The following is a 22,023-nucleotide window of genomic DNA, read 5'->3' on the forward strand; positions in this document are numbered from 1 at the left end:
GGTAAGTCGATATTCCGTGTCGAATCGTTGATATATGTAGAGTTACGATAGATATATTTGAAAAATCGTTGATATATGTAGAGTTACGATAGATATATTTGAAAAATCGTTGATATATGTAGAGTTACGATAGATATATTTGAAAAATCGTTGATATATTGAGAGTTGTGATAGATATATTTAAAAAATCGTTGATATATTGAGAGTTGTGATAGATATATTTAAAAAATCGTTGATATATGTAGAGTTACGATAGATATATTTGAAAAATCGTTGATATATGTAGAGTTGTGACAGATATATTCAAAAAATCATTCATATTATAAGGATGTCACCTTTTTTCTTAAAATCTATATTGTATTTTATAAACAAACTAGTTAAAATTTAGAAAAATAGAAGGGGATAGACGTATGAAACAACAAATAAAAATCGCAGAACTTCTAAAACGAATTGAAACTTCAAAACAGCAAGATGTTGAGCTAGGTACTTATGAAATATATGTGTTTAGTGAAAGTGAATTAGAAAAAGGACAAATCGGTTACCGATACGATAAACATAAAAATTCATTAATAAGTGAAGAAAACGGAAAGTGGCAAGAAGGATGGATTACAATTGGATATGAAACGGATATGGGCGATCCAGTTTTCGTAAATATAGATGATGACGCTTATCCGGTTTATACTGCAGAACGTGGTACAGAAAAATGGCAGCCAGTTTATATTGGAAATATGGATGAGATTATAGGGCAATTATAAGAAAAACTTTGAATCCGGTGCAAAGTGATGGGAGAGAAGTATGAAGTATGAAGTATATAAAAATAATGAGCATGATTGCATTCATTGGAATATATATGGCCGGTTGTTCACAAGAGCAGCCGAAAAAAGAAACTACATCTTCTATACAAGAGAAAAACAAAGATACCAAAGAAGACGCACCGGTAGAAAAACAGCAAGAACAAGAAATAAACGAAGAATTGCAAGCAATTCAAACGAATGAGCAAGTAGAACATAAGCAAGAGGAAGTATCATCTGAGGAAAAGAAAGAAGAAACTACGCCAGTACAGGCAACTGAGCAACCAGTGCAAAATAATGAACAAAAAGTAGAGAGTAATGAAAAACAAGAGAAGTTTCTCGTCGTTATTGATCCAGGGCATCAACAAAAAGCGAATTTAAATTTAGAGCCAATTGGACCAGGGGCAACAACGCAAAAATATAAAGTGACAGACGGTACAACGGGTGTTGTGACGAAAAAGAGAGAGGCTGTACTTGTATTAGAAATGGCTTTTTTATTAAAAGAAAAGCTTGAAGCAAAAGGGATACAAGTATTAATGACGAGAACATCACAAGACGTTGATATAAGTAATAAAGAACGGGCGACATTCGCAAATAATCATAAGGCGAATTTATTTTTACGTCTTCATGCAGATGGTTCTGAAAATCCAAACGAAAGTGGATTTGCTGTATTGACGCCGGCAGAAGGAAGTCCGTATACGAAAGAGATTTATGCGGAAAGTCTTCAAATCTCTCAAATGATTGTAAATAAAATGAGGGAGAATCAACAAGTAAAAGTAAATGGAATTAAATTTCGGGATGATCTTTCTGGATTTAATTGGGCAAAGGTTCCTGGCGTACTATTAGAACTTGGGTTTATGTCAAACCATGAAGAAGATAAAAAATTATCTGACCCGCAATATGTAAATTCTTTATTGCAAAGTGTAACGGATAGCATAGATGCATATCAGAAGAGTAAAGCTTAAGCGCAGTCTTATATGAAAGGCTGCGTTTTTTCATATGAAACACTCGTAAATTAGAATATTGTGGATAAATATGACATGCTTAATTTTACCTGCACTTTTTGCCGAATGCTGATACAATAAAGGATGTTACTATTTAGTAGAAAGAGTGGTAAGCATGTTAGATTGGATGAAAAAGCTGTTTAACAAAGAGGAAGAACAAACAGCGATGAATAAAGAAGTACCAAAGCAAATTGAAAGTCAGCCGAAAATTCCTCGTGTAAACCACTACACTGAAGCAAGAGAAGCACAAATGGCAAGTAGGAATGCAGGTAAATGCCGTTTTCCTTTAGTACCGGATAATGGGTTCGATGAAGAGGATGAAAGCGAAGTAAATCGCTTCGAAGAACAACCTGTTCAAGGAGTAACATATGAAGAACCTACTGCCCAAAGAGGAATAAAGGTGGAAAGAAGCAGACGACCGTATGTGGAAAAGGTAGTTTCTACATATGAAGAGCCGGAAGTGCAATATGAACCGGTGCGGGAGTCTGTCGTTAAAAAGGCATCTGCACCTTCGCAAGAGAGTAACCGTAGACCATTTCGTCCAACAGAAATGATTTCGCCAATTTATGGATATAATCGTCCTTCAGTAGAGAAAAAGGAAGAAAAGCAGGAGGAAGTAAAGGAAAGAGAAGACCTTGAAATATCTGTAGAGGGTAAATCAGTCGTTGATGCATGGTTAGAGAAAAAAGGATATAAATTATCTGATTTCTCAGAAGGTCAAGCACCAACTTCTTCTAGTCATAGAGCTGCTAACCAGCAAGGAGAGCAACAATATGAAGAGAATAAAAAGGAAGAAAAGTCAGTAGTTGATCAATGGCTAGAGAAAAACGGTTATGAAATCGAACGCCAAGTGCCTTTAGTAGAAGAAAAAGAAGTGATTCAAGAAATGAGTACACCGCAGGAAGTTTCAGCGGATGAATTACTTCATAAAACAGTAGCTGAGCAGATGGAAAGTGCTAAGCTAGAAAAAGATGTAGTGGTGTTAAACGAAAACAATCTACAAGAAGAATTAGTAGCTTCTAAAGTAGAGCACGAGGATACAATATTATCAGAAGAAATTAAACGTAACACAGAAATAAAACAACCTACTATTGAAGTAGAAAAGCAAGCTCCAGAAGAATCAGTGATTGTCAAAGCAGAAGAAAAACTTGAAGAAACAATCATTGTGGAAATACCAGAAGAAGTGGAAGTAATTGCAGAAGCAAAAGAGCTAGAAGAAGTGGAAGTAATTGCGGAAGCAAAAGAGCTAGAAGAAGTGGAAGTAATTGCAGAAACGGAAGAGTCAGAAGAAGTGGAAGTAATTGCGGAAGCAAAAGAGCTAGAAGAAGTGGAAGTAATTGCGGAAGCAGAAGAGTTAGAAGAAGTGGAAGTAATTGCGGAAGCAGAAGAGTCAGAAGAAGCTGAAGTAATTGCAGAAACAGAAGAGTCAGAAGAAGTGGAAGTAATTGCGGAAGCAGAAGAAGTAGAAGTGATTGCAGAAACAGAAGAGTCAGAAGAAGTGGAAGTAATTGCAGAAACGGAAGAGTCAGAAGAAGTGGAAGTAATTACAGAAACAGAAGAGTCAGAAGAAGTGGAAGTAATTGCGGAAGCAGAAGAAACAGAAGTGATTGCAGAAACAAAAGCGCCTGTAGTAGAGACATTTGTAGCACTTGAGGAAATTCAGCAAGAAGATGAAGCAATTGAACAAAAGAGTGAATTCATACATGTTTCTGAGGCTGATGAACAAACGAAGAAAGATGTTCAAAGCTTTGCGAATGTTTTAATTGCAGAAACAGAGGAAAATAGACGAGTTGTAGAAGAAGCACAGGTCGCAGAAGAGCAACGAGTTGTAGAAGAAGCGCCAGTCGTAGAAGAGCAACGAGTTGTAGAAGAAACACCAGTCGTAGAAGAGCAACGAGTTGTAGAAGAAACACCAATCGCAGAAGAGCAACCAGTTGTACAAAAAGAAGAACCAAAACGTGAGAAAAAGCGCCATGTACCATTTAATGTTGTTATGTTGAAACAAGATAGAACACGATTAATGGAAAGACATGCAGCTAGAGCAAATGCAATGCAGCCTTCTGCTAATGTACGAGTAGAGAATAAGCCAGTACAACAAGAGGTAGCAGAACCACAAGTGGAAGAACGCCCAGTGCAGCAAGTAGTAGCAGAACCACAAGTGGAAGAAAACCCAATGCAGCAGGTGGTAGTAGAACCACAAGTGGAAGAACGTCCAGTGCAGCAGGTGGTAGTAGAACCACAAGTGGAAGAGCGCCCAGTGCAGCAAGTAGCAGAACCACAAGTGGAAGAACGCCCAGTGCAGCAAGTAGTAGCAGAACCACAAGTGGAAGAGCAACCAATGCAGCAAGTAGTGGTAGAGCAAGTACAAAAGCCAATTTCAAGTACGGAAGTACAAGAGAAAGCATATGTTGTAAATCAAAGAGAGAACGATATGCGAAATGTATTGCATACACCACCGACATATACTGTTCCACCATTAGCGCTGTTGTCGATTCCACAGCAATCAGCGTTAGATAATACAGAATGGTTAGAGGAGCAGAAAGAATTATTAGATACAACGTTTAATAATTTTCACGTTGGCGCACATGTTATTAATGTATCGCAAGGGCCAGCGGTAACTCGTTTTGAAGTACAGCCAGACCCAGGTGTGAAAGTAAATAAAATTACAAACTTAAGTGATGATATTAAGTTAAGTTTAGCTGCGAAAGATATTCGTATTGAAGCGCCGATTCCAGGGAAGAGTGCAATTGGAATTGAAGTTCCAAATAAAGAAAGCAAGCCAGTATTTCTTCGCGAAATTTTAAGAAGTCCTGTATTCACAAAGAGTGAATCACCGCTTACTGTTGCGCTTGGACTTGATATTTCAGGGGACCCAATTGTAACGGATATTCGAAAAATGCCGCACGGACTTATTGCGGGTGCAACGGGTTCAGGTAAAAGTGTGTGTATTAACGCGATTTTAACGAGTATTTTATATAAAGCGAAACCACATGAAGTGAAGTTAATGTTAATTGATCCGAAGATGGTTGAGCTTGCACCATACAATTCTGTTCCGCATCTTGTAGCACCTGTTATTACGGATGTAAAAGCAGCGACAGCTGCATTAAAATGGGCAGTTGAGGAAATGGAACGCCGTTATGAATTGTTTGCACACGCAGGTGCTCGTGATTTAACTCGCTACAATACGATTGTAAGTGAGCGAGAAATTCCAGGAGAGACATTACCTTATATCGTTATTGTCATTGACGAGTTAGCCGATTTAATGATGGTAGCACCTGGTGATGTTGAGGAAGCGATTTGTCGTATTGCGCAAAAAGCACGTGCTTGTGGTATTCATTTATTAGTAGCGACGCAGCGTCCATCTGTAGATGTTATTACAGGTTTAATTAAGTCAAACATTCCAACGCGTATTGCGTTTACTGTATCATCTCAAGTTGATTCGCGTACGATTATTGATATTGGGGGCGCGGAGAAATTACTTGGCCGTGGTGATATGTTATTCTTAGGGAACGGTACATCTAAACCAGTTCGTGTACAAGGTGTATATGTATCGGATGATGAGATTGAAAAAACAGTTGATCATGTGAAAAAGCAAATGAAGCCGAATTACTTATTTAAGCAAGAGGATTTATTAGCGAAAACAGAACAAGCTGAGTCGGAAGACGAATTGTTCCTTGATGCATGTCAATTTGTTGTAGAACAAGGGGGAGCGTCCACATCTTCTGTACAGCGAAAATTCCGCATCGGTTATAATCGCGCGGCACGTCTCATTGAAGAGATGGAATCGCAAGGAATTATTTCTGAAGGTAGAGGAACGAAACCGAGAGATGTCCTTATTTCTGAGGATGAATTTGCCGCTATGCAGGAAACAAATGTATAGTAAACGGTTTTGCTGTATACTAAGAGAAAATGTTGGATAGTAAAGTAGGGAGTAAAGCGACATGAAAGAAATTGAATTAAAATTAAAAGGTGAAATAAATAGACTAACAAATAAAACATTTAAATTTGACGAACGTGTTGGAGAAGGTTGGTTCTCTGCCGTTTACTTTTTAAAAACTAGAGAAATCATCGAAGAATTTCGCCCGAAAAGTGTTGTAACGATGCAATTTTTCCAAAAGGAAAATGCAGTTCTTTGCGGAACGGATGAAGTAATTGCATTGCTACAAACATTCGCTAAAAATCCTGAGGAACTTGAAATTAACTCTTTAAAAGATGGCGATAAAATTAGTCCATTTGAAACAGTGTTAACAATTCATGGTCCTTATGAAAATTTCGGATTTTTAGAAGGTGTCATTGATGGGATTTTAGCTCGTCGTACATCGGTTGCGACAAACGTATATAACGTTGTCCAAGCTGCGCGTAGCGTAGATAAAGAAAAACCAGTTATTTTCATGGGAGACCGTGATGATCATTATACACAACAAGCTGGTGACGGTTATGCAGCATACATCGGAGGTATGAGCGCACAAGCGACGCATGCGATGAATGAATGGTGGGGCAAAAGTGGTATGGGGACGATGCCTCACGCATTAATTCAAATGTTTAATGGTGATGTTGTGGAAGCGGCAAAAGCATATCATAAGAAATTCCCAGAAGATGAATTAGTTGTACTAATTGATTACAATAATGATGTTATTACAGATGCACTTCGCGTAGCGCGTGAATTTGGATCAACATTAAAAGGTGTACGTGTAGATACGTCCCGCACGATGATTGATCAATACTTTATTCGCCACCCAGAAGTACTTGGAACATTCGATCCACGTGGTGTAAACCCATCGCTTGTATTCGCACTTCGTAAAGCACTTGATGAAGAAGGATTCCAGCATGTAGACATCGTTGTAACTGGTGGATTTGATGAGAAGCGTATTCGTGAATTTGAAGCTCAAAACGTACCTGTTGACATATACGGGGTAGGAAGTAGCTTATTAAAAATGAATATTGGCTTTACTGGTGATAATGTAGAACTAAATGGGAAACCAGAAGCAAAAGCTGGTCGTAAATATCGTCCAAACCCACGTTTAGAGCGTGTTCAATTAGAAAAAAGAGAAGAGATGTAAAAGAGAGAAAAACTGATAGGTGATTGACCCTATCAGTTTTTCTGTTATCATAGTATAGCGGCTTCTTTTTTGCTATAATGGACTTATTATGGACATATAAAGAAGTACGTACGAGTTTATCCTGATAAGTGAAGGGAAAGAATAACTTCACTACATCAAAAATGTATGATGATTACCAAAATAAGAAAAGATTCATATACTGTCTTATAGATAGGCCGTTGTATTAGTTCGAAATGTTGGAGGTTCTTTAAGATGACAGTTTACCATTTTGTAGGAATTAAAGGAACAGGAATGAGTTCATTAGCGCAAATTCTTCATGATATGAAGCATACTGTTCAAGGGTCTGATTATGAAAAGCGTTTCTTTACACAAACAGCGTTGGAAAAGCGTAGTATCTCGATCCTTCCTTTTGATAAGAATAATGTAGAAGAAGGACAAGTGATTATTGCAGGAAATGCATTTCCTGATACGCATGAAGAAATCGTAGCAGCAAAAGAATTAAACATCCCAGTCCATCGTTACCATCATTTCTTAGGTGACCTGATGAGCCAATACACAAGTGTTGCTGTAACTGGTGCACACGGAAAAACATCAACAACAGGTTTGTTAGCCCATGTAATGCAAGGTGCACACCCAACATCTTACCTTATTGGAGATGGAACAGGGCATGGGGTAGAAAATAGTAAGTATTTTGTATTTGAAGCTTGTGAGTATCGTCGTCATTTCTTGTCTTATAATCCAGACTATGCAATTATGACGAATATTGATTTTGATCATCCAGATTATTTTGCAGACATCAATGATGTATTCAGTGCATTCCAAGAGATGGCATTGCAAGTGAAAAAAGGCATTATTGCATGTGGAGATGATGAAGAACTTCAAAAAATTCAAGCGAAAGTACCTGTTATTTTCTATGGATTTGGAGAAGATAATGATTTCCAAGCACGCAACATTCAAAAGAGAACAGATGGTACGATATTTGATGTATTCGTTCGTAACACGTACTATGATACGTTCAAAATTACAGGATACGGCAATCACAGCGTATTAAATGCGTTAGCAGTAATCGCGCTTTGCCATTATGAAAATGTTGATGTAGAAGCAGTAAAACATCAATTAACAACTTTTGAAGGCGTAAAACGTCGCTTTAATGAAAAGCCGATGGGAGAGCAAGTAATCATCGATGACTACGCGCACCATCCGACAGAAATTAATGCAACGATTGAAGCAGCTCGTCAAAAACATCCAGAGCGTGAAATTGTCGCTGTATTCCAGCCGCATACATTCTCACGTACAGAAAAGTTCTTAGATGAGTTCGCAGAAAGCCTAAGCAAAGCTGACCAAGTATACTTATGTGATATTTTCGGATCAGCACGTGAAAACAAAGGTGAATTAACAATCGAAGATCTGCAAAAGCGTATTGACGGTGCAGAATTAATTACAGATACAACAACGGATGTATTAAAGAAACATAAAAACGGCGTTCTAATTTTCATGGGCGCAGGTGACATCCAAAAATTCGAAGCGGCTTACGTAAAAGAAGTTCAAGTTGCAGAGAAATAATAGAAAAGACGCATAGCTTGGCTGTGCGTCTTTTTTGTTGTGTTCAACTTTTATTTATGTATTGACCTAGAGCTAACTCTAGGTTGTAAGATGAAAATGTAAAAACAAGGGGGAGAGAACATGTATAAAATCGGTGAAGTAGCAGAATTAACAGGGATGGGCATTCATACTTTGCGCTACTATGAGAAATTAGGTTTATTACCACCACCAACGCGATATAGCGGTATTCGTCAATATACAGAAGGCGATGTACGTTTATTAAAATTTTTATATTCATTAAAACAAACTGGGATGTCATTAGAAGAGATGGCTGAGTTTGCAAGTGATGGGTGCATTATAGAGGAAATTAGGCAGAAGAAAGAGGAAGTACCAGCGAAAGTAAAAAAGAGAATTTCCATTTTAACAACGCACTTGGAGCGATTAAAAGAACAGCAGGAACAATTGCAAAAAGTTGTTCAGCTAACGGAGGAGAAGTTAGAAATTTATTACGGTTTTCTAGAAGAAAAGGACTTGGAGGCCGGCAATGAAAAATAAAGTATATACGCAGTTATTAGGTTTTGCGATATTTACTGGTGGGACATTTAATGCTTCGAAATATGCGGTGCAGTATTTCGAAGCAATTCATATAGCAGCATGGCGTTTTGGGATTGCTGCATTTGTGATGTTATGTTTGTTAAAAATACGAAAAGATTTTGATCTGGAAGTATGGATGCAGAATAGGACCTATTATCTTTTGCTAGGTATTGTTGGTGTATTCGGCTTTAACTTCTCTTTCTTTTTAGGAATGAAATATACAGAAGCTGTTAATGGTGCACTTATTATGGCGACAAATCCTCTCGTTACGACGCTGTTAGCAAGTGTCATTTTACGAGAGAAAATTGTGAAGCGCCAAGCTATTGGAATGTTACTTGCACTAATTGGCGTTGTTTTTGTACTTACACAAGGTTCGTTTACAATACTACAACATTTATCATTTTCAAAAGGGGATTTTTATATTTTATTAGGGAATATTTGCTGGGCGTTATACGGCGTGCTAGGCAGACGGTTTATTAAAACTGGTAATCCAATACAAACGACGACATATACGATGACTATTGGTGCACTTGCCTTTATTATCATATCTTCTACACAAAAAAGTATAGTACCAGTTTTAGAAATTCCTTTGTTGGCATGGGGAGCAATTCTCTTTATGGCAATTGGAATGAGTGTGCTTGGTTACTTATGGTGGAATAATGGAATTGCTCAAATTGGTGCAGCAAGGACATCTTTATTTTTTAATCTAGTGCCTGTTGTTACAATACTTATTTCTTTTATTGAAGGAGTCAATATAACATCTGCACAATCTGTAGGAATGATATTAGTTATTACGGGAGTATCGTATTCTTCTGGTTTTATACAAAGAAAATCAAAAGAAAGTGTTAATATTTAACTTTTTACATCTAAAAATGTTAGAATAATAAGAAAACTAAAAAGGGGACTAAAAAACATGTTCACACTCCGAGTAGATGACGAAATCGAACTACAATTACTAGAAAAACATCATAAAGAGGAATTATATCAATTATTAGATCAAAACCGTAATCATTTACGAAAATGGCTCCCTTGGGTAGATGGGACAAAATCTGCTGATGCTTATGATGAAATTTTTCCGATGTGGTTAAAGAAGTTTGCAGAGGGAGACGGTTTTGAAAGTGGTATACGTTACAAAGGAAAGCTCGTTGGGATGGTAGGCATTCATCCAGTGAGCTGGGGGAAGAAAGCGACGAGTCTTGGGTATTATCTTGCAGAAGATGCTGGCGGGAAAGGTATTATGACGCGTAGCGTAAAGGCTGTACTTCACTATGCATTTGAAAATTTAAAGCTGAATAAAATTGAAATTCGGTGCGGTGTTGGAAATGCGAAAAGCCGCGCAATTCCAGAACGTTTAGGATTTAAGTTAGATGGTATTTTACGAGATGAAGAATGGCTATATGATCATTTTCATGATATCGCTGTATATAGTTTACTAGCTTCAGAATGGAAAGAGATTCGATGAACGAGAAGATTCGTATTGTTCCATATGAAAGTACGTTTCAAGAGGAAGTAGTAGATCTTATCGTTCATATTCAGCAAAAAGAGTATAATGTTTCAATTACGAAAGAAGAGCAACCTGATTTACTTGAAATAGAAACATTCTATCAAAAGGATCACGGAAACTTTTGGGTAGCAATTTATGATGGTAAAGTAGTTGGAACAGTAGCTTTATTAGATATTGAGAATCATCAAGTAGCGCTAAGAAAAATGTTCGTACAAAAAGAGTTTCGCGGAAAAGAATGGGGTGCATCACATATGTTGCTTCAAACAGCAATTTCATGGGCTGAGAATAAAAAGCTGAAAGATATTTACTTAGGAACGACAGTGAAATTTTTAGCGGTGCATCGCTTTTATGAAAAGAATGGTTTTCAAAGTGTGAGTATAGACGAGTTGCCGAAAAACTTTCCAGTGTTAGAGGTAGATAAGAAATTTTATAGGTACATTGTGTAAAGGTCATTCAAAAATGGCCTTTTTTATTATTAAAATGGAAAAAGTGGTATAATTTAGGTTAGGGGGTGCGTGTATGAATTTTCCGATTCAAAGAAGTAAATCGGTAGTAATTTTCGTTTGTCTCACGTTAGTTTTTATGTTTGTATATCCACTTGTCATGATTGTCGCAAATAAAGATCAGTGGATATCAGCGTTAATTGGAATGGGATTATGTTTCATTGTAAATGTCCCGCTAGTTTGGGAAGTATTTATTAAAAAGCATAAAGTAGAAAATGGTGTATTAAAGTACGGCATTTTAAATGATGATGTTGTATTAAAAGATATAAGAATTATACGTCAGGTCGGAAAGTATCTTGAAATTACGACAAATGCATATAAAGTACATATGGTTGCGATGCCGCAAGATATGAATGAATTTTTGGCGCTTATCGAAAAAGAAAATCCACATGTGAAAATAGAAATGGTGGGTAAGAAATGAAATATGTAAAACCTTTGTTTTGCTTAGAAATATTACTGGTGCTTGCTATTTGCACTAGAGTATATATGAAATGGGATTTGCCCTTATATATACCAATATTAATAAGTACTATTGCAGTGGCGCTTTTATATTATTTTCATTTTCAGCAAACAAAAAGTGAGAAAAGTAGCACTATGTAGTTAGGGGGATTAGAAATGAAAAAAGCCCTTATGTTATTTTTACTTCTGTTAACTGCATCCTTTCTTTTAATAGGGTGTAGTGCGAAGAAGGAAAAGGCTGATATGAACTTAGAAAAGGCACAAAAAGTTGAAATTGAATCACTTACTGATTCAAGTGAGAAAAAAGTAATTACCGATAAGAAAAAAATTGAAAAGCTGTTTGAAGTCATGAAAATGGATAAGTGGAAAATGCAATCGGCTCCTTTAGATACTCCGCAAGGGAAAACATTTACAATGTATCAAGAGGATACACCGAAATTATTGGATTCGAGTAAAGATAAAAAAGAGTTACATGAAATTGGTACGATGACAGTATATAAAGATGTCCCTTATGTCGAAGTTGAAATGAAAAATAAGAAAATGAGTTTTAAAGTGCCAGAAGATGTGGCGAAAGAGTTATTAAAGTATTAATAAAAAAAACGCTCGGAAAAATCCCGAGCGTTTTTTTTATTATTTTAAGTTCTCTGGGTTTAAAGCTTCTAATTCAGGTACAACGAAGCGCCCGTCTTTACGGATTAGTACGTCGTCGAAGTAAATTTCGCCGCCGCCGTATTCAGGGCGTTGGATACATACTAAGTCCCAATGGATGTTCGAGTTGTTACCGTTCCATGCATCGTCGTAAGCTTGTCCAGGAGTGAAGTGGAAGCTGCCATCGATTTTTTCATCGAATAGGATGTCTCCCATTGGATGTAAGATGTATGGGTTTACGCCGATTGCGAACTCACCAACGTAGCGTGCGCCTTCGTCTGTATCGAAGATTTTGTTAATGCGTTCTGAATCGTTTGCAGTTGCTTCAACGATTTGGCCGTTCTCGAACTTAAGTTGTACATTTTCAAATGTATAACCGTTGTAAGGAGATGGTGTGTTGTAAGAAACTGTACCGTTAACAGAATCACGAACTGGTGCAGAGTATACTTCACCGTCTGGAATGTTTAAATGACCGGAGCATTTAATTGCTGGAATGTCTTTAATAGAGAATGTTAAGTCAGTTCCAGGACCAGTTAAACGAACTTTATCTGTTTTATTCATTAATGTAACAAGGCTGTCCATCGCCTTATCCATTTTACCGTAGTCTAAGTTACATACTTCAAAGTAGAAGTCTTCGAAAGCTTCTGTACTCATTTTAGCAAGCTGTGCCATAGAAGCATTTGGGTAGCGAAGAACAACCCAGCGTGTTTTTGGAACGCGAATGTCTCTATGAACTTTTTTACCAACTGTTTGGCCATGAACTTTCATACGCTCACTTGGAACGTCAGCTTGTTCATTAATATTATCGCCAGAGCGAAGGCCGATATAAGCGTCCATGTCTTTCATTACGCTTGCTTCATATGCAGCGATTTGTTCGAAATGTTCTTCAGTAGCACCCATTAATAAAGAGCGATCTACTTGATGATCTTTTAAAGAGACGAATGGGAAACCACCAGCTGCATATGCTTCTTTTACAAGTGCAGTTACAAGTTCTTTTTGTAAGCCAAAGTTTTCAATTAATACTTTTTCACCTTTTTGTAAGCGGATAGAGTAGTTAATTAAATTGTATGCTAACTTTTCAATACGTGGATCTTTCATATGTAAAGCCTCCCTACTAATTATGTATCCTCTCCTATTGTAACCTACTTAGTGGAATTTGTTGAATGATTTATGTTACAGTTAACGAATAAGTATGAAAATTCTAATGATGAGATAGGGATTAGAATGAAACGGAAAATGATTGTATAATAGGGGAAAGTATGAAAAAGATAAAGGAAGTGATGAAATGCAAGTTCTTTTATATGTAAGTGCGGCTATTATCGCGGTTGCTTTCGCAGTATTAGTAGTGTATGTATGCAGAACGTTGTTATCGGTTCAGAAGACGTTAGAAAACGTTGCAAGCACGTTAGAAGGTTTAGAAAAACAAATGCAAGGAATTAGCGTAGAGACAGAGCAATTATTACATAAAACGAATGCGTTAGCTGATGATATTCAACAGAAGTCACAGTCATTAAATAAAGTGGTAGCGGGTGTAGATGGGATTGGAACGACAATCCAATCTTTAAATACGAAGCTTCGTAATGTATCAGACTCTGTAACGGACGAAATTGAAAATAACGCTGATAAAGTAGCGCAAGTTGTACAGTGGAGCAGTGCGGCGATTGAAGTATACAATCATTACCGTGCGTCGAGACAAGAGAAGAAGGTTGAAAAAGAAGAGCGTAAATTAGAAAGAATTGAGAAAAAAGCTGAAAAGAAAGAGAAACGCTCTAGATTTCGTATGAGAGGTGAATCGTGATGAATATGACAAAACTTGAAACAATTGAAGAGCTTGAAGTCTTAGTAGAAAAGAACGAGCCGTATGTTCTTTTTAAACACAGTACGACATGCCCAATTAGTCACGGTGCATACACAGAATTTCAAGCGTATTGCAGCGAAGAAAGAGAAGTACCAGCGTATTACTTATACGTACAAGATGCGAGAGATGTGTCAAATCGTGTTGCAGAACAATACAGTATTAGACATGAATCACCACAAGTGTTATACATAAAAGATGGGATGGTAGTATGGAATACATCTCATTGGAATATTAAAAAAGATGCTTTAGAAGAGAATATAAAGTAAAAAGAAGCAAGCTAAAGGTGCTTGCTTCTTTTTTTTGTTTTTGTTGAAATATATTTAGTGGTACACTATTAATAGTTCAAACTAAATAACTAGATTGTTGAAAGTAGGTTTTAAGTAATGAAGAAAATGGCATTATCCTTCGCAGTCGTAAGTTTATTACTGGGAGCTTGTAGTAACAATAGTAATACGATTAGTAAGAAGGATGAAGTTATACAAAAAGATACAAAAGAAAAAAGTATGATTCCGAGAACTGCTGTTTCTAAAGATTATTATAGAACTGTTATTCCTTTAAAAGAACAAAAGGTTATTAATACAGCTAATATAAAAACAAATTCTAAATTAGATTTAGCAGAGTATGAAAATGGTTTAATAAATATTGCAACGCAGCAATTTGATACAGAGAGTCACGTACTGCAATTAAACCAGTATATTCCAGAGAAACTAATTGATGAACTAGTTGCGAAAGTAGAAGCGCCAGTTTTGACAAATATTATAGAACAAGATTATTTCGGAAAACAGAATTCAAATGAATTAAGTTTATCTGGTGTTATGATTGGCTTAGCTATGTCTTCAAGTGTATCGAATGAAGAGGCTATGTCTAAAGGGACTGAAGTTGCTAAACAACTTATTGAAGCTATTAACAAAAATGATAAATATAACAAATCTCCAATTACGTTTGCTATCTTTAAGCAAGAAAGTACAAGTTCTTTAAAAAATGGTACGTATATTGCTAGTGCTACTGTTCAAAAGAATGATACGAACCTTGGAAATTGGAGTACGATCGATGAAAAGTCGTATTCATATCCTTCTGATGAATTTACACAAGCACATGGAGAAGATAATACAAAAATAAATAACTTTGCTAAGGAAATAAAAGGTTTTTCTAATGGAGATTTTATTCCAGTCAACGCTAAAGTTTCTTATAAGAAAGATCAAATGGATACATTAAATATGAATATTGTTATTAAATATAACGGTAAAACAGAATTAATGGCTCTTACCCAATTGGCTGCTCAAGGCATGTTAGACAAATTGCCTAAAGATGCGAAAGTACAATTACAGATCAAGTCCGAGAGTAAAATTGAGGCCGTTATTATAAAAGAGAAAAACAGTGATAAACCGTTTGTTTCCTTCTTGTAAAAAAAGACAGTATGTAAACTGTCTTTTTTTTATTTTAAATGAAAATATATAATGTTTTTTGATAGTAATTCCTTGCTGTATATCGTGTGACAATCGTATATGTATCAGCTATAATAAATTATCTTAAAAAAGTAACATATAGGAATTTGAAAGAGGTGGCTTTCTTATGGCATCACAACAATTAGGTCGTTTACGTTCTGAAATTGATCAACTTAATTTACAAATATTAGAGTTACTAAACGAAAGAGGTCGTCTCGTACAAGAAGTTGGTAATTTAAAAGAAGTACAAGGTGTGAAACGTTTTGATCCTGTACGTGAAAGAAATATGCTGGATTTAATTGCAGAGAATAATAATGGTCCATTTGAAACTTCGACTTTACAACATATTTTCAAACAAATTTTTCAAGCTGGTTTAGAATTACAAGAAGACGATCATCGTAAAGCATTACTTGTTTCTCGTAAGAAAAAAACAGAAGATACGATTGTTGAAATTAATGGTGAAAAAATTGGTGACGGAAATCAGCATTTTATTATGGGACCGTGTGCAGTGGAAAGTTATGAACAAGTACGTCAAGTTGCTGAAGCAATGAAAGGACAAGGTCTGAAATTAATGCGTGGTGGTGCGTTCAAACCACGTACTTCACCGTATGATTTTCAAGGTCTTGGATTAGAGGGATTACAAATTTTGCGCCAGGTAGCAGATGAATATGATTTGGCTGTTATTAGTGAAATTTTAAATCCGAATGATATTGAGATGTCATTAGATTACGTTGATGTTATTCAAATTGGCGCTCGCAATATGCAAAACTTTGATTTGTTAAGGGCAGCTGGTGCTGTAAATAAACCAGTATTATTAAAACGTGGTCTATCAGCAACGATTGAAGAATTCATTAATGCGGCAGAATATATTATGGCAAAGGGAAATGGGAACATTATTTTATGTGAACGAGGTATTCGCACGTATGAAAGAGCGACGCGTAATACGCTTGATATTTCCGCTGTGCCGATTTTAAAGAAAGAAACACATTTACCTGTCGTTGTCGATGTAACGCATTCTACAGGGCGACGTGACCTTCTCTTACCAACTGCAAAAGCAGCGATGGCAATTGGTGCAGACGCAATTATGGCTGAAGTACATCCAGATCCAGCTGTAGCTTTATCTGATGCAGCGCAACAAATGAATATACCGCAGTTCAATGATTTTATGAATGAATTAAAATCATTTGGAAGTAAATTATAAAAACTTTTAATGAGCTGTTCCAAAAAGGCATTTTGGAACAGCTTTCTCCTATTGTATAGCGACTGTCATTGTCGATTTTTGTTGGTAAGTTGATATATTTAAAAAATCGCTGATATAATTAGAGTTGTGGTCGATATATTTGGAAAATCGCTGATATATTTCGAGTTACAGTCGATATATTCGAAAAATCGCCGATATAAATTTCATTTACTATCGTACTGCTTAAAATAAGATTTCTACTAAGGAAACATCTATTTTTTTACAAAAAATGCCCTTTTTTCATAAAAAATACGAAAATACGAGAAAAGAAGCGAATTTTTTCGAAACTTTTGCGGGAAAATATTGTATGAGCCTGCGTTTTTATCGTATCATTAGTAAAAGGAAGAACTCGGGACGATTGGTGGCATCTGCAAATAGAGTTGATGTCTTTTTTTCATTCAAGTAACCGATACATAAAAATAGATAACAAAAATAGAAGGAGTGTGCGATGAGATGAACGTAACAATATATGATGTAGCGCGTGAAGCGAACGTTTCAATGGCTACCGTATCACGCGTTGTGAACGGTAACCCAAATGTAAAGCCTACAACAAGAAAGAAAGTATTAGAAGCAATTGATCGTTTAGGATACCGCCCAAATGCGGTAGCACGTGGACTAGCAAGTAAGAAGACAACTACAGTAGGTGTTATTATTCCTGATATCTCAAATACGTTTTATGCAGAACTAGCTCGTGGAATTGAAGATATCGCAACAATGTACAAATATAACATCATTTTAAGTAACTCTGACCAAAACAAAGAGAAAGAGTTCCATTTATTAAATACGATGCTTGGAAAACAAGTGGACGGAATTGTTTTCATGGGTGAAGATATTACAGACATTCACATTGAAGAATTTAAAAAATCTCCAGTACCAATTGTATTAGCAGCATCATTTGATGAGCAAAATGAAACGCCATCAGTAAATATTGATTATACACAAGCAGCTTATGATGCAATGAAGCACTTTATCGAGCAAGGACATAAACGTATCGGTTTCGTCTCTGGTCCTTTCATTGATAAAGCGGGAAGCGCGAAGAAGTTACAAGGTTACAAAAAAGCTTTAGAAGAAGCAGGTATTTCATATGATGAAAATCTTGTAATCGATGGAGATTACACATATGACTCAGGTATCGAAGCATTCGAAAAGCTTTGGAGCAATGATGAAAAGCCAACAGCAATCTTCGTATCTTCTGATGAAATGGCACTAGGTGTAATCCATGCAGCACAAGACGCTGGATTAAACGTACCAACTGACGTAGAAGTACTTGGTTTCGATAATACACGCCTTGCATTAATGGTTCGTCCGCAGCTTTCAACAGTTGTTCAACCGATGTATGATATCGGTGCAGTAGCAATGCGTCTATTAACAAAGTATATGAACAAAGAAAAAGTGGAAGATCACACTGTTATCTTACCTCACCGTATCCAATTTAGAGATTCAACGAAGTAAGTATAAAAAAGCTCACAGCGATTGCTGTGAGCTTTTATTCGTATTCAGGAAAGTATTTTTGTACGACTGCATTTACCATTTCGTCTTTCTTAACGTGTAAAAATCTTGCATACAATTCTTTTCCGGTTTCAAATGGGGTATCGTCTAATTCAAACACATGCAATAGTTTTCGAAACGTCCATGTTATTTGCTGGCCGTACTTATTATCGTACGTATGCTCAGACTGTATAGCGATTTGTTCGCCTAGTGCATGAGCTTCTTCCAAACTGTTTGCTTTAACAAGAATAATACTTTCTTCAAAAAGTGTATCGTGATTCTCTTCATAATACTCATCAATTTTCGTAGAATCAGGCTCACTAGAATGAACAGACTCAAACAATAATTTTACAGCGTACATATTATGCTGCATGGTTCACTTTATAAATAATACTTGCGACAAGCGAAGCAGGTATTGTAAATACGTTACTTTGATAATGGTAATGTACTTGGGATTCTTCATAAGACATGTTGTCATATAGTTCGTTTTGTGAGACACTCATTTTTTTCTGTTTTTCTTTGAGCATTTTAATGTAGTTGTACTGTATTGGGACGAGAATGATGAAATAAGCTAATACGATTAGTGAAATCCAAATCATTATGAACACTCCCTTATAAAGAATATTTCTATATAACAATTATATCAATAAAAAGAAAAAATAACCATTTTTTTGTTGGAGCTAATTTTCTTCTAAAAATGCAAACAGTTCCTTTTGGTTTTTTAAATTGTGATCAATACATGTTCGAGCAACATATTTCAATCCTTGTAATAATGCATCTACGTGAAAAGTATCATAATGAATTATATTTCCCTCTACCATCGTTTCGTCTTTTTGCAAGTTAATTGATATTTTTAGTACAGTTATATTACTTTGTAAATTTACAACTTCGATGTAAAAAAACTGTTTGTCTAAGTCAATCGTAACATAATCGAATCGTTCGGATAGCTCTAATTTATATGTAGTAGTATATTCCAAATGAAAGCCTCCTTATTGTATAAGTGTATGTTATAATGCCTTCGCTATAGATGGGGCTATTCCTTGTTATATGTCACATAAGTGCAAATTTAACTATTATAGGGCAATGTCATGTATAATAGAAAGAAAAGGCTTGTGAGGGGGGAAAAGAGATGATCGTTCTTTGGATAATTACGCTTTGTATGACTGCTATTTTTGCATATATGACGTTAAAACAAAATGGTTTAAAGCGATTTGTTCCAGGAAGTATTCTTGCAGGAATTGCCCTTATCACGTATGTAATTTCTATTTTTATTGAAAGTGTATCAGTAGATATGAGCACAAGTTTAATGTTTATTGGTATTACACTATTTGCAGGTAGCATTATGGTACTTATGGTTGCTGGTATTATTTTATTTATTCATATGAATTCGGAAACGTTATAGCATATAGAAAAGGCATGTCCCAAGGGGACATGCCTTTTTATCCGTTCAATTATGCTCTATCTTTAGAAGAGTTTTGCTGTTTTAGTAAGTCGCGAATTTCGCCAAGAAGTTCTTCTTCTTTTGTTGGTTCTGGAAGTTCTTCCTCTTTTTCTTTTTCTCTTTTAGATGTTAGTTTGTTGAAAACTTTAACAAACATAAAGATAGCAGCTGCAATAATTAAGAAATCAAAAATAGTTTGGATGAAGTTACCATACATAATAGATGATTTACCGAATGTAATTTTTAAATCTGTAAAGTCAACGCCACCTAATACCATACCAAGTAATGGTGTGATGATATCTTTTACTAAAGAACTAACGATTTTACCGAATGCAGCACCGATTACAACCCCGACAGCTAAATCGATTACATTCCCTTTGAAAGCGAATTTTTTAAACTCGTTCCACATGTGTTAATCCCATCCTTTCCACGATTCATTATGAAATTTATAATTCCTATCAACATATTCTATAGAAATTTACGAGAGAAATAAAGAGGGAATGGGAATGAAAGTAAATTCTGAAAAATGTATCCGTTTTAATTTTTATTTACATCATCTAGTAAAGATTGTAGCATTTGCTGCGTTTTTAATCCTTCTAATCCATCTACAACAGGCTTTGTATCGCCTTGTACACACTCAATAAAATGATGAACAGCATCTTCAAAACCACGTTGTTTTAACGTCGTATCCCATGATGGGGAACCACTTTGTGAAACTGAGTTTTCCTGTTCAATTTCAAATGTATTCATATTTTTTACGCGAATGATTTTCCCTGGCATTACAAGTTCAATTTGTTCTAAATTTGTACCGGCATGGCGATGCATTGCAGTAGAAAGTAACAGTCCACTTGGAGTTGTATATGTATGATGTCCGTAAAGAAGTTCATTCTTTTCATTGATTTGCATCATATTGTGAACGGTGTTAAGGTCATCATTAGCTAACCAGCGAGCGGTATCTACAATGTGTAAATAATCATCTAACATAGTGAAGTCGTACGTATATGGCCCGACTTTATTTGTACGATGCTTTTCAATTCGAATCCATGAAATATCATTAGCCTGTTCTTTGGCAGCGACATACATAGGAACGAATCTGCGATTAAATCCGACCATTAATTTTCGGTTATACTTCTCGCTCAACTCGACTAGTTGCTCAGCTTGTTCCACTGTATCTGCTAGCGGTTTATCAACATAAACGTCGATCCCTTTTTTTAGAAGTTCAGAAACGATTTCATAATGCGATGCAGTTGAACTATGAACGAAGATTGCATCGCATTCCGAAGCTAACATTTCAATAGAATGAAAGTCTTGAATTCGGTATTGCTGGCAAACTTGTTTTCTTTTCTCTGCGTTAGGTGTAAACGCCCCTACAAAATTCCAATCAGTTTCTTTTGTAAGTGTTGGAAGATAGGCCTTTTGCGCAATACTTCCAAGTCCAATCATCCCAATTTTAGGTTTGTTCATGTTTATTCCCCCCCTATTAATAGTAATGTAACGGCTTAAATGTAGCATAGGGTGGGGGAGGAAGGCAAAAATTAGCTTTTTACTTACGGCCTTCTAACAAAATCTTCTCTATCTCTTCAAAGTGATGAGCGCGAGCATGCTCTAACGGGGTAACACCATCATTGTCTGGAATATTTACATCTGCACCGTGCTCAATAAGAAGGCGAATGACTTGTTGCTGTGTTTCGTTTCCGTTACTTAGTACGATGGCTTCCATTAAAGCTGTCCATCCCAGGTTATTTACATGATTTACATCAATATTTGTTCGAGTGAGGAGTTCCTTTATAACGTCAATATAGCCATGTTCTGAGGCTGGGATAAGAGCTGTTCCGCCGTAACGATTTGTAATCGTAGGATCTGCACCAGCATCAATTGTTAATTTTAAAATGTCTAAGTAACCTTCCGCACCGGCGTATAGAAAGGGATTATTTTTTATGTCATCTTGGATATTTACGTCAGCACCAGCTTCGATAAGTGCCTTTGCGGTTTTTACATCATTTTTGTATGTAGCAATCATAAGCGGGGTGCGTCCTTGACTATCCGTCGCATTTATATTTGCGCCTTGTTTTAGTAAAGATATAACAGTATTCGTTTCATTTTTTTCAGTGGCTGCTAGTAGTGCAGTCTCCATGTTTATCATCTCCTTTTTTACTTCTTGTTCTTGCGAGCATCCTTGTAAAAAAATTACGCAACATATCATACTGAATGTTTTTTTGAACATGGAATTTCAACCTCCTAATTTCAACTGTAAAATAGGAACATTAAATTTTTATAAACTGACGCTAAAATTACTATAAAATCGCTTGAGTAATTGAACATATATTTTTATGCTTATAAATAATAAGGTTTGATAAAGTGAAACTTTAATCAGTGGGGGTTTTGTTCATCCCCCACTGATTATTAGTTGAACCAATCGGGCTTTTATGGGCAGTTGATCCCCCAC

General features: G+C 36.1%; 25 protein-coding genes. 18 read left to right on the forward strand and 7 right to left on the reverse strand.

All coding sequences use genetic code 11. From position 1 onward, the window contains the following. The first annotated feature begins 410 nt into the window (after positions 1–410). The 12 genes from MR136_RS00315 to MR136_RS00370 all read left to right on the forward strand — a co-directional run bounded on the left by MR136_RS00315 (position 411) and on the right by MR136_RS00370 (position 12,048). Positions 411–755 (forward strand): hypothetical protein, encoded by a 345-nt coding sequence (locus MR136_RS00315; protein WP_017674323.1) that lies wholly within the window; start codon positions 411–413, stop codon positions 753–755. A gap of 47 nt (positions 756–802) precedes the next feature. After that, entirely contained in the window at positions 803–1,756 is a 954-nt protein-coding gene (locus MR136_RS00320; RefSeq protein ID WP_242259215.1) for an N-acetylmuramoyl-L-alanine amidase, read from the forward strand. Positions 1,757–1,910: 154 nt separating this feature from the next. Beyond that, on the forward strand, positions 1,911–5,675 hold the full coding sequence (locus MR136_RS00325) for a DNA translocase FtsK (protein ID WP_242259216.1): 3,765 nt from the start codon (positions 1,911–1,913) through the stop codon (positions 5,673–5,675). Between the two features lie 61 nt (positions 5,676–5,736). Further along, on the forward strand, positions 5,737–6,855 hold the full coding sequence (locus MR136_RS00330; RefSeq protein ID WP_000658370.1) for a nicotinate phosphoribosyltransferase: 1,119 nt from the start codon (positions 5,737–5,739) through the stop codon (positions 6,853–6,855). 252 nt (positions 6,856–7,107) lie between these two features. Continuing rightward, complete coding sequence (murC, locus tag MR136_RS00335) at positions 7,108–8,418, forward strand: UDP-N-acetylmuramate--L-alanine ligase (protein WP_000219468.1); 1,311 nt, start codon at positions 7,108–7,110, stop codon at positions 8,416–8,418. A gap of 120 nt (positions 8,419–8,538) precedes the next feature. Next, entirely contained in the window at positions 8,539–8,952 is a 414-nt protein-coding gene (locus tag MR136_RS00340; protein ID WP_000276605.1) for a MerR family transcriptional regulator, read from the forward strand. Then, positions 8,942–9,847: a DMT family transporter gene (locus tag MR136_RS00345; RefSeq protein ID WP_017674377.1), complete on the forward strand. Its 906-nt coding sequence runs from the start codon at positions 8,942–8,944 to the stop codon at positions 9,845–9,847. The genes MR136_RS00340 and MR136_RS00345 overlap by 11 nt, the downstream gene beginning before the upstream one ends. Before the next feature lie 57 nt (positions 9,848–9,904). Continuing rightward, positions 9,905–10,453: a GNAT family N-acetyltransferase gene (locus MR136_RS00350; protein ID WP_000494681.1), complete on the forward strand. Its 549-nt coding sequence runs from the start codon at positions 9,905–9,907 to the stop codon at positions 10,451–10,453. Further along, positions 10,450–10,941 carry a GNAT family N-acetyltransferase gene (locus MR136_RS00355; protein ID WP_017674376.1) on the forward strand — a complete coding sequence of 164 codons (492 nt, stop codon included), beginning with the start codon at positions 10,450–10,452 and terminating at the stop codon, positions 10,939–10,941. Before MR136_RS00350 ends, MR136_RS00355 begins: the two co-directional genes overlap by 4 nt. Positions 10,942–11,014: 73 nt before the next feature. Continuing rightward, positions 11,015–11,419, forward strand: coding sequence for a PH domain-containing protein (locus MR136_RS00360; RefSeq protein ID WP_001010645.1), 405 nt, complete (start codon positions 11,015–11,017; stop codon positions 11,417–11,419). After that, entirely contained in the window at positions 11,416–11,598 is a 183-nt protein-coding gene (locus MR136_RS00365; RefSeq protein WP_000878355.1) for a hypothetical protein, read from the forward strand. Before MR136_RS00360 ends, MR136_RS00365 begins: the two co-directional genes overlap by 4 nt. Positions 11,599–11,613: 15 nt before the next feature. After that, positions 11,614–12,048 carry a hypothetical protein gene (locus tag MR136_RS00370; RefSeq protein ID WP_000709855.1) on the forward strand — a complete coding sequence of 145 codons (435 nt, stop codon included), beginning with the start codon at positions 11,614–11,616 and terminating at the stop codon, positions 12,046–12,048. A 39-nt stretch (positions 12,049–12,087) separates the two neighbouring features. Here MR136_RS00370 and MR136_RS00375 read toward each other — a convergent pair whose 3' ends face one another. Next, positions 12,088–13,203 (reverse strand): aminopeptidase, encoded by a 1,116-nt coding sequence (locus MR136_RS00375; protein ID WP_000654729.1) that lies wholly within the window; start codon positions 13,201–13,203, stop codon positions 12,088–12,090. Between the two features lie 187 nt (positions 13,204–13,390). Here MR136_RS00375 and MR136_RS00380 point away from each other — a divergent pair, with 187 nt between their 5' ends. From MR136_RS00380 to ccpA, 5 genes are all read left to right on the forward strand, one after another. Then, entirely contained in the window at positions 13,391–13,903 is a 513-nt protein-coding gene (locus MR136_RS00380) for a DUF948 domain-containing protein (protein ID WP_001197720.1), read from the forward strand. Beyond that, positions 13,903–14,229: a bacillithiol system redox-active protein YtxJ gene (ytxJ, locus tag MR136_RS00385; protein ID WP_001057469.1), complete on the forward strand. Its 327-nt coding sequence runs from the start codon at positions 13,903–13,905 to the stop codon at positions 14,227–14,229. The genes MR136_RS00380 and ytxJ overlap by 1 nt, the downstream gene beginning before the upstream one ends. A 117-nt stretch (positions 14,230–14,346) precedes the next feature. Continuing rightward, entirely contained in the window at positions 14,347–15,369 is a 1,023-nt protein-coding gene (locus MR136_RS00390) for a CamS family sex pheromone protein (protein ID WP_000738025.1), read from the forward strand. 166 nt (positions 15,370–15,535) lie between these two features. Then, a complete protein-coding gene (locus MR136_RS00395; RefSeq protein ID WP_000168209.1) occupies positions 15,536–16,609 on the forward strand; it encodes a bifunctional 3-deoxy-7-phosphoheptulonate synthase/chorismate mutase in 1,074 nt (357 codons plus the stop codon). Positions 16,610–17,101: 492 nt separating this feature from the next. Beyond that, positions 17,102–18,100 carry a catabolite control protein A gene (gene ccpA, locus MR136_RS00400; protein WP_001103297.1) on the forward strand — a complete coding sequence of 333 codons (999 nt, stop codon included), beginning with the start codon at positions 17,102–17,104 and terminating at the stop codon, positions 18,098–18,100. A 34-nt stretch (positions 18,101–18,134) separates the two neighbouring features. Here the strand turns inward: ccpA and MR136_RS00405 are convergent, their stop codons facing one another. The 3 genes from MR136_RS00405 to dhp61 all read right to left on the reverse strand — a co-directional run bounded on the left by MR136_RS00405 (position 18,135) and on the right by dhp61 (position 19,113). Then, complete coding sequence (locus MR136_RS00405; RefSeq protein ID WP_031312407.1) at positions 18,135–18,497, reverse strand: DUF4288 domain-containing protein; 363 nt, start codon at positions 18,495–18,497, stop codon at positions 18,135–18,137. 1 nt (position 18,498) lies between these two features. Beyond that, complete coding sequence (locus tag MR136_RS00410; protein WP_000637903.1) at positions 18,499–18,735, reverse strand: DUF3949 domain-containing protein; 237 nt, start codon at positions 18,733–18,735, stop codon at positions 18,499–18,501. An 81-nt stretch (positions 18,736–18,816) separates the two neighbouring features. Then, positions 18,817–19,113 carry a protein Dhp61 gene (gene dhp61, locus MR136_RS00415; protein WP_000456864.1) on the reverse strand — a complete coding sequence of 99 codons (297 nt, stop codon included), beginning with the start codon at positions 19,111–19,113 and terminating at the stop codon, positions 18,817–18,819. Positions 19,114–19,265: 152 nt separating this feature from the next. Between dhp61 and MR136_RS00420 the strand changes: the two genes are divergently transcribed. Beyond that, entirely contained in the window at positions 19,266–19,538 is a 273-nt protein-coding gene (locus MR136_RS00420) for a DUF3917 domain-containing protein (protein WP_000636589.1), read from the forward strand. Between the two features lie 49 nt (positions 19,539–19,587). Here the strand turns inward: MR136_RS00420 and mscL are convergent, their stop codons facing one another. From mscL to MR136_RS00435, 3 genes are all read right to left on the reverse strand, one after another. Next, entirely contained in the window at positions 19,588–19,986 is a 399-nt protein-coding gene (mscL, locus tag MR136_RS00425; protein ID WP_088338885.1) for a large-conductance mechanosensitive channel protein MscL, read from the reverse strand. A 128-nt stretch (positions 19,987–20,114) separates the two neighbouring features. Then, positions 20,115–21,041, reverse strand: a complete 927-nt coding sequence (locus MR136_RS00430) for a Gfo/Idh/MocA family protein (RefSeq protein WP_088338884.1) — start codon at positions 21,039–21,041, stop codon at positions 20,115–20,117. Between the two features lie 79 nt (positions 21,042–21,120). Then, entirely contained in the window at positions 21,121–21,801 is a 681-nt protein-coding gene (locus MR136_RS00435; RefSeq protein WP_242259218.1) for an ankyrin repeat domain-containing protein, read from the reverse strand. Positions 21,802–22,023: the final 222 nt, after the last annotated feature.

This window comes from Bacillus cereus group sp. BfR-BA-01311 (assembly GCF_022664295.1).
Lineage (GTDB): Bacteria > Bacillota > Bacilli > Bacillales > Bacillaceae_G > Bacillus_A > Bacillus_A cereus.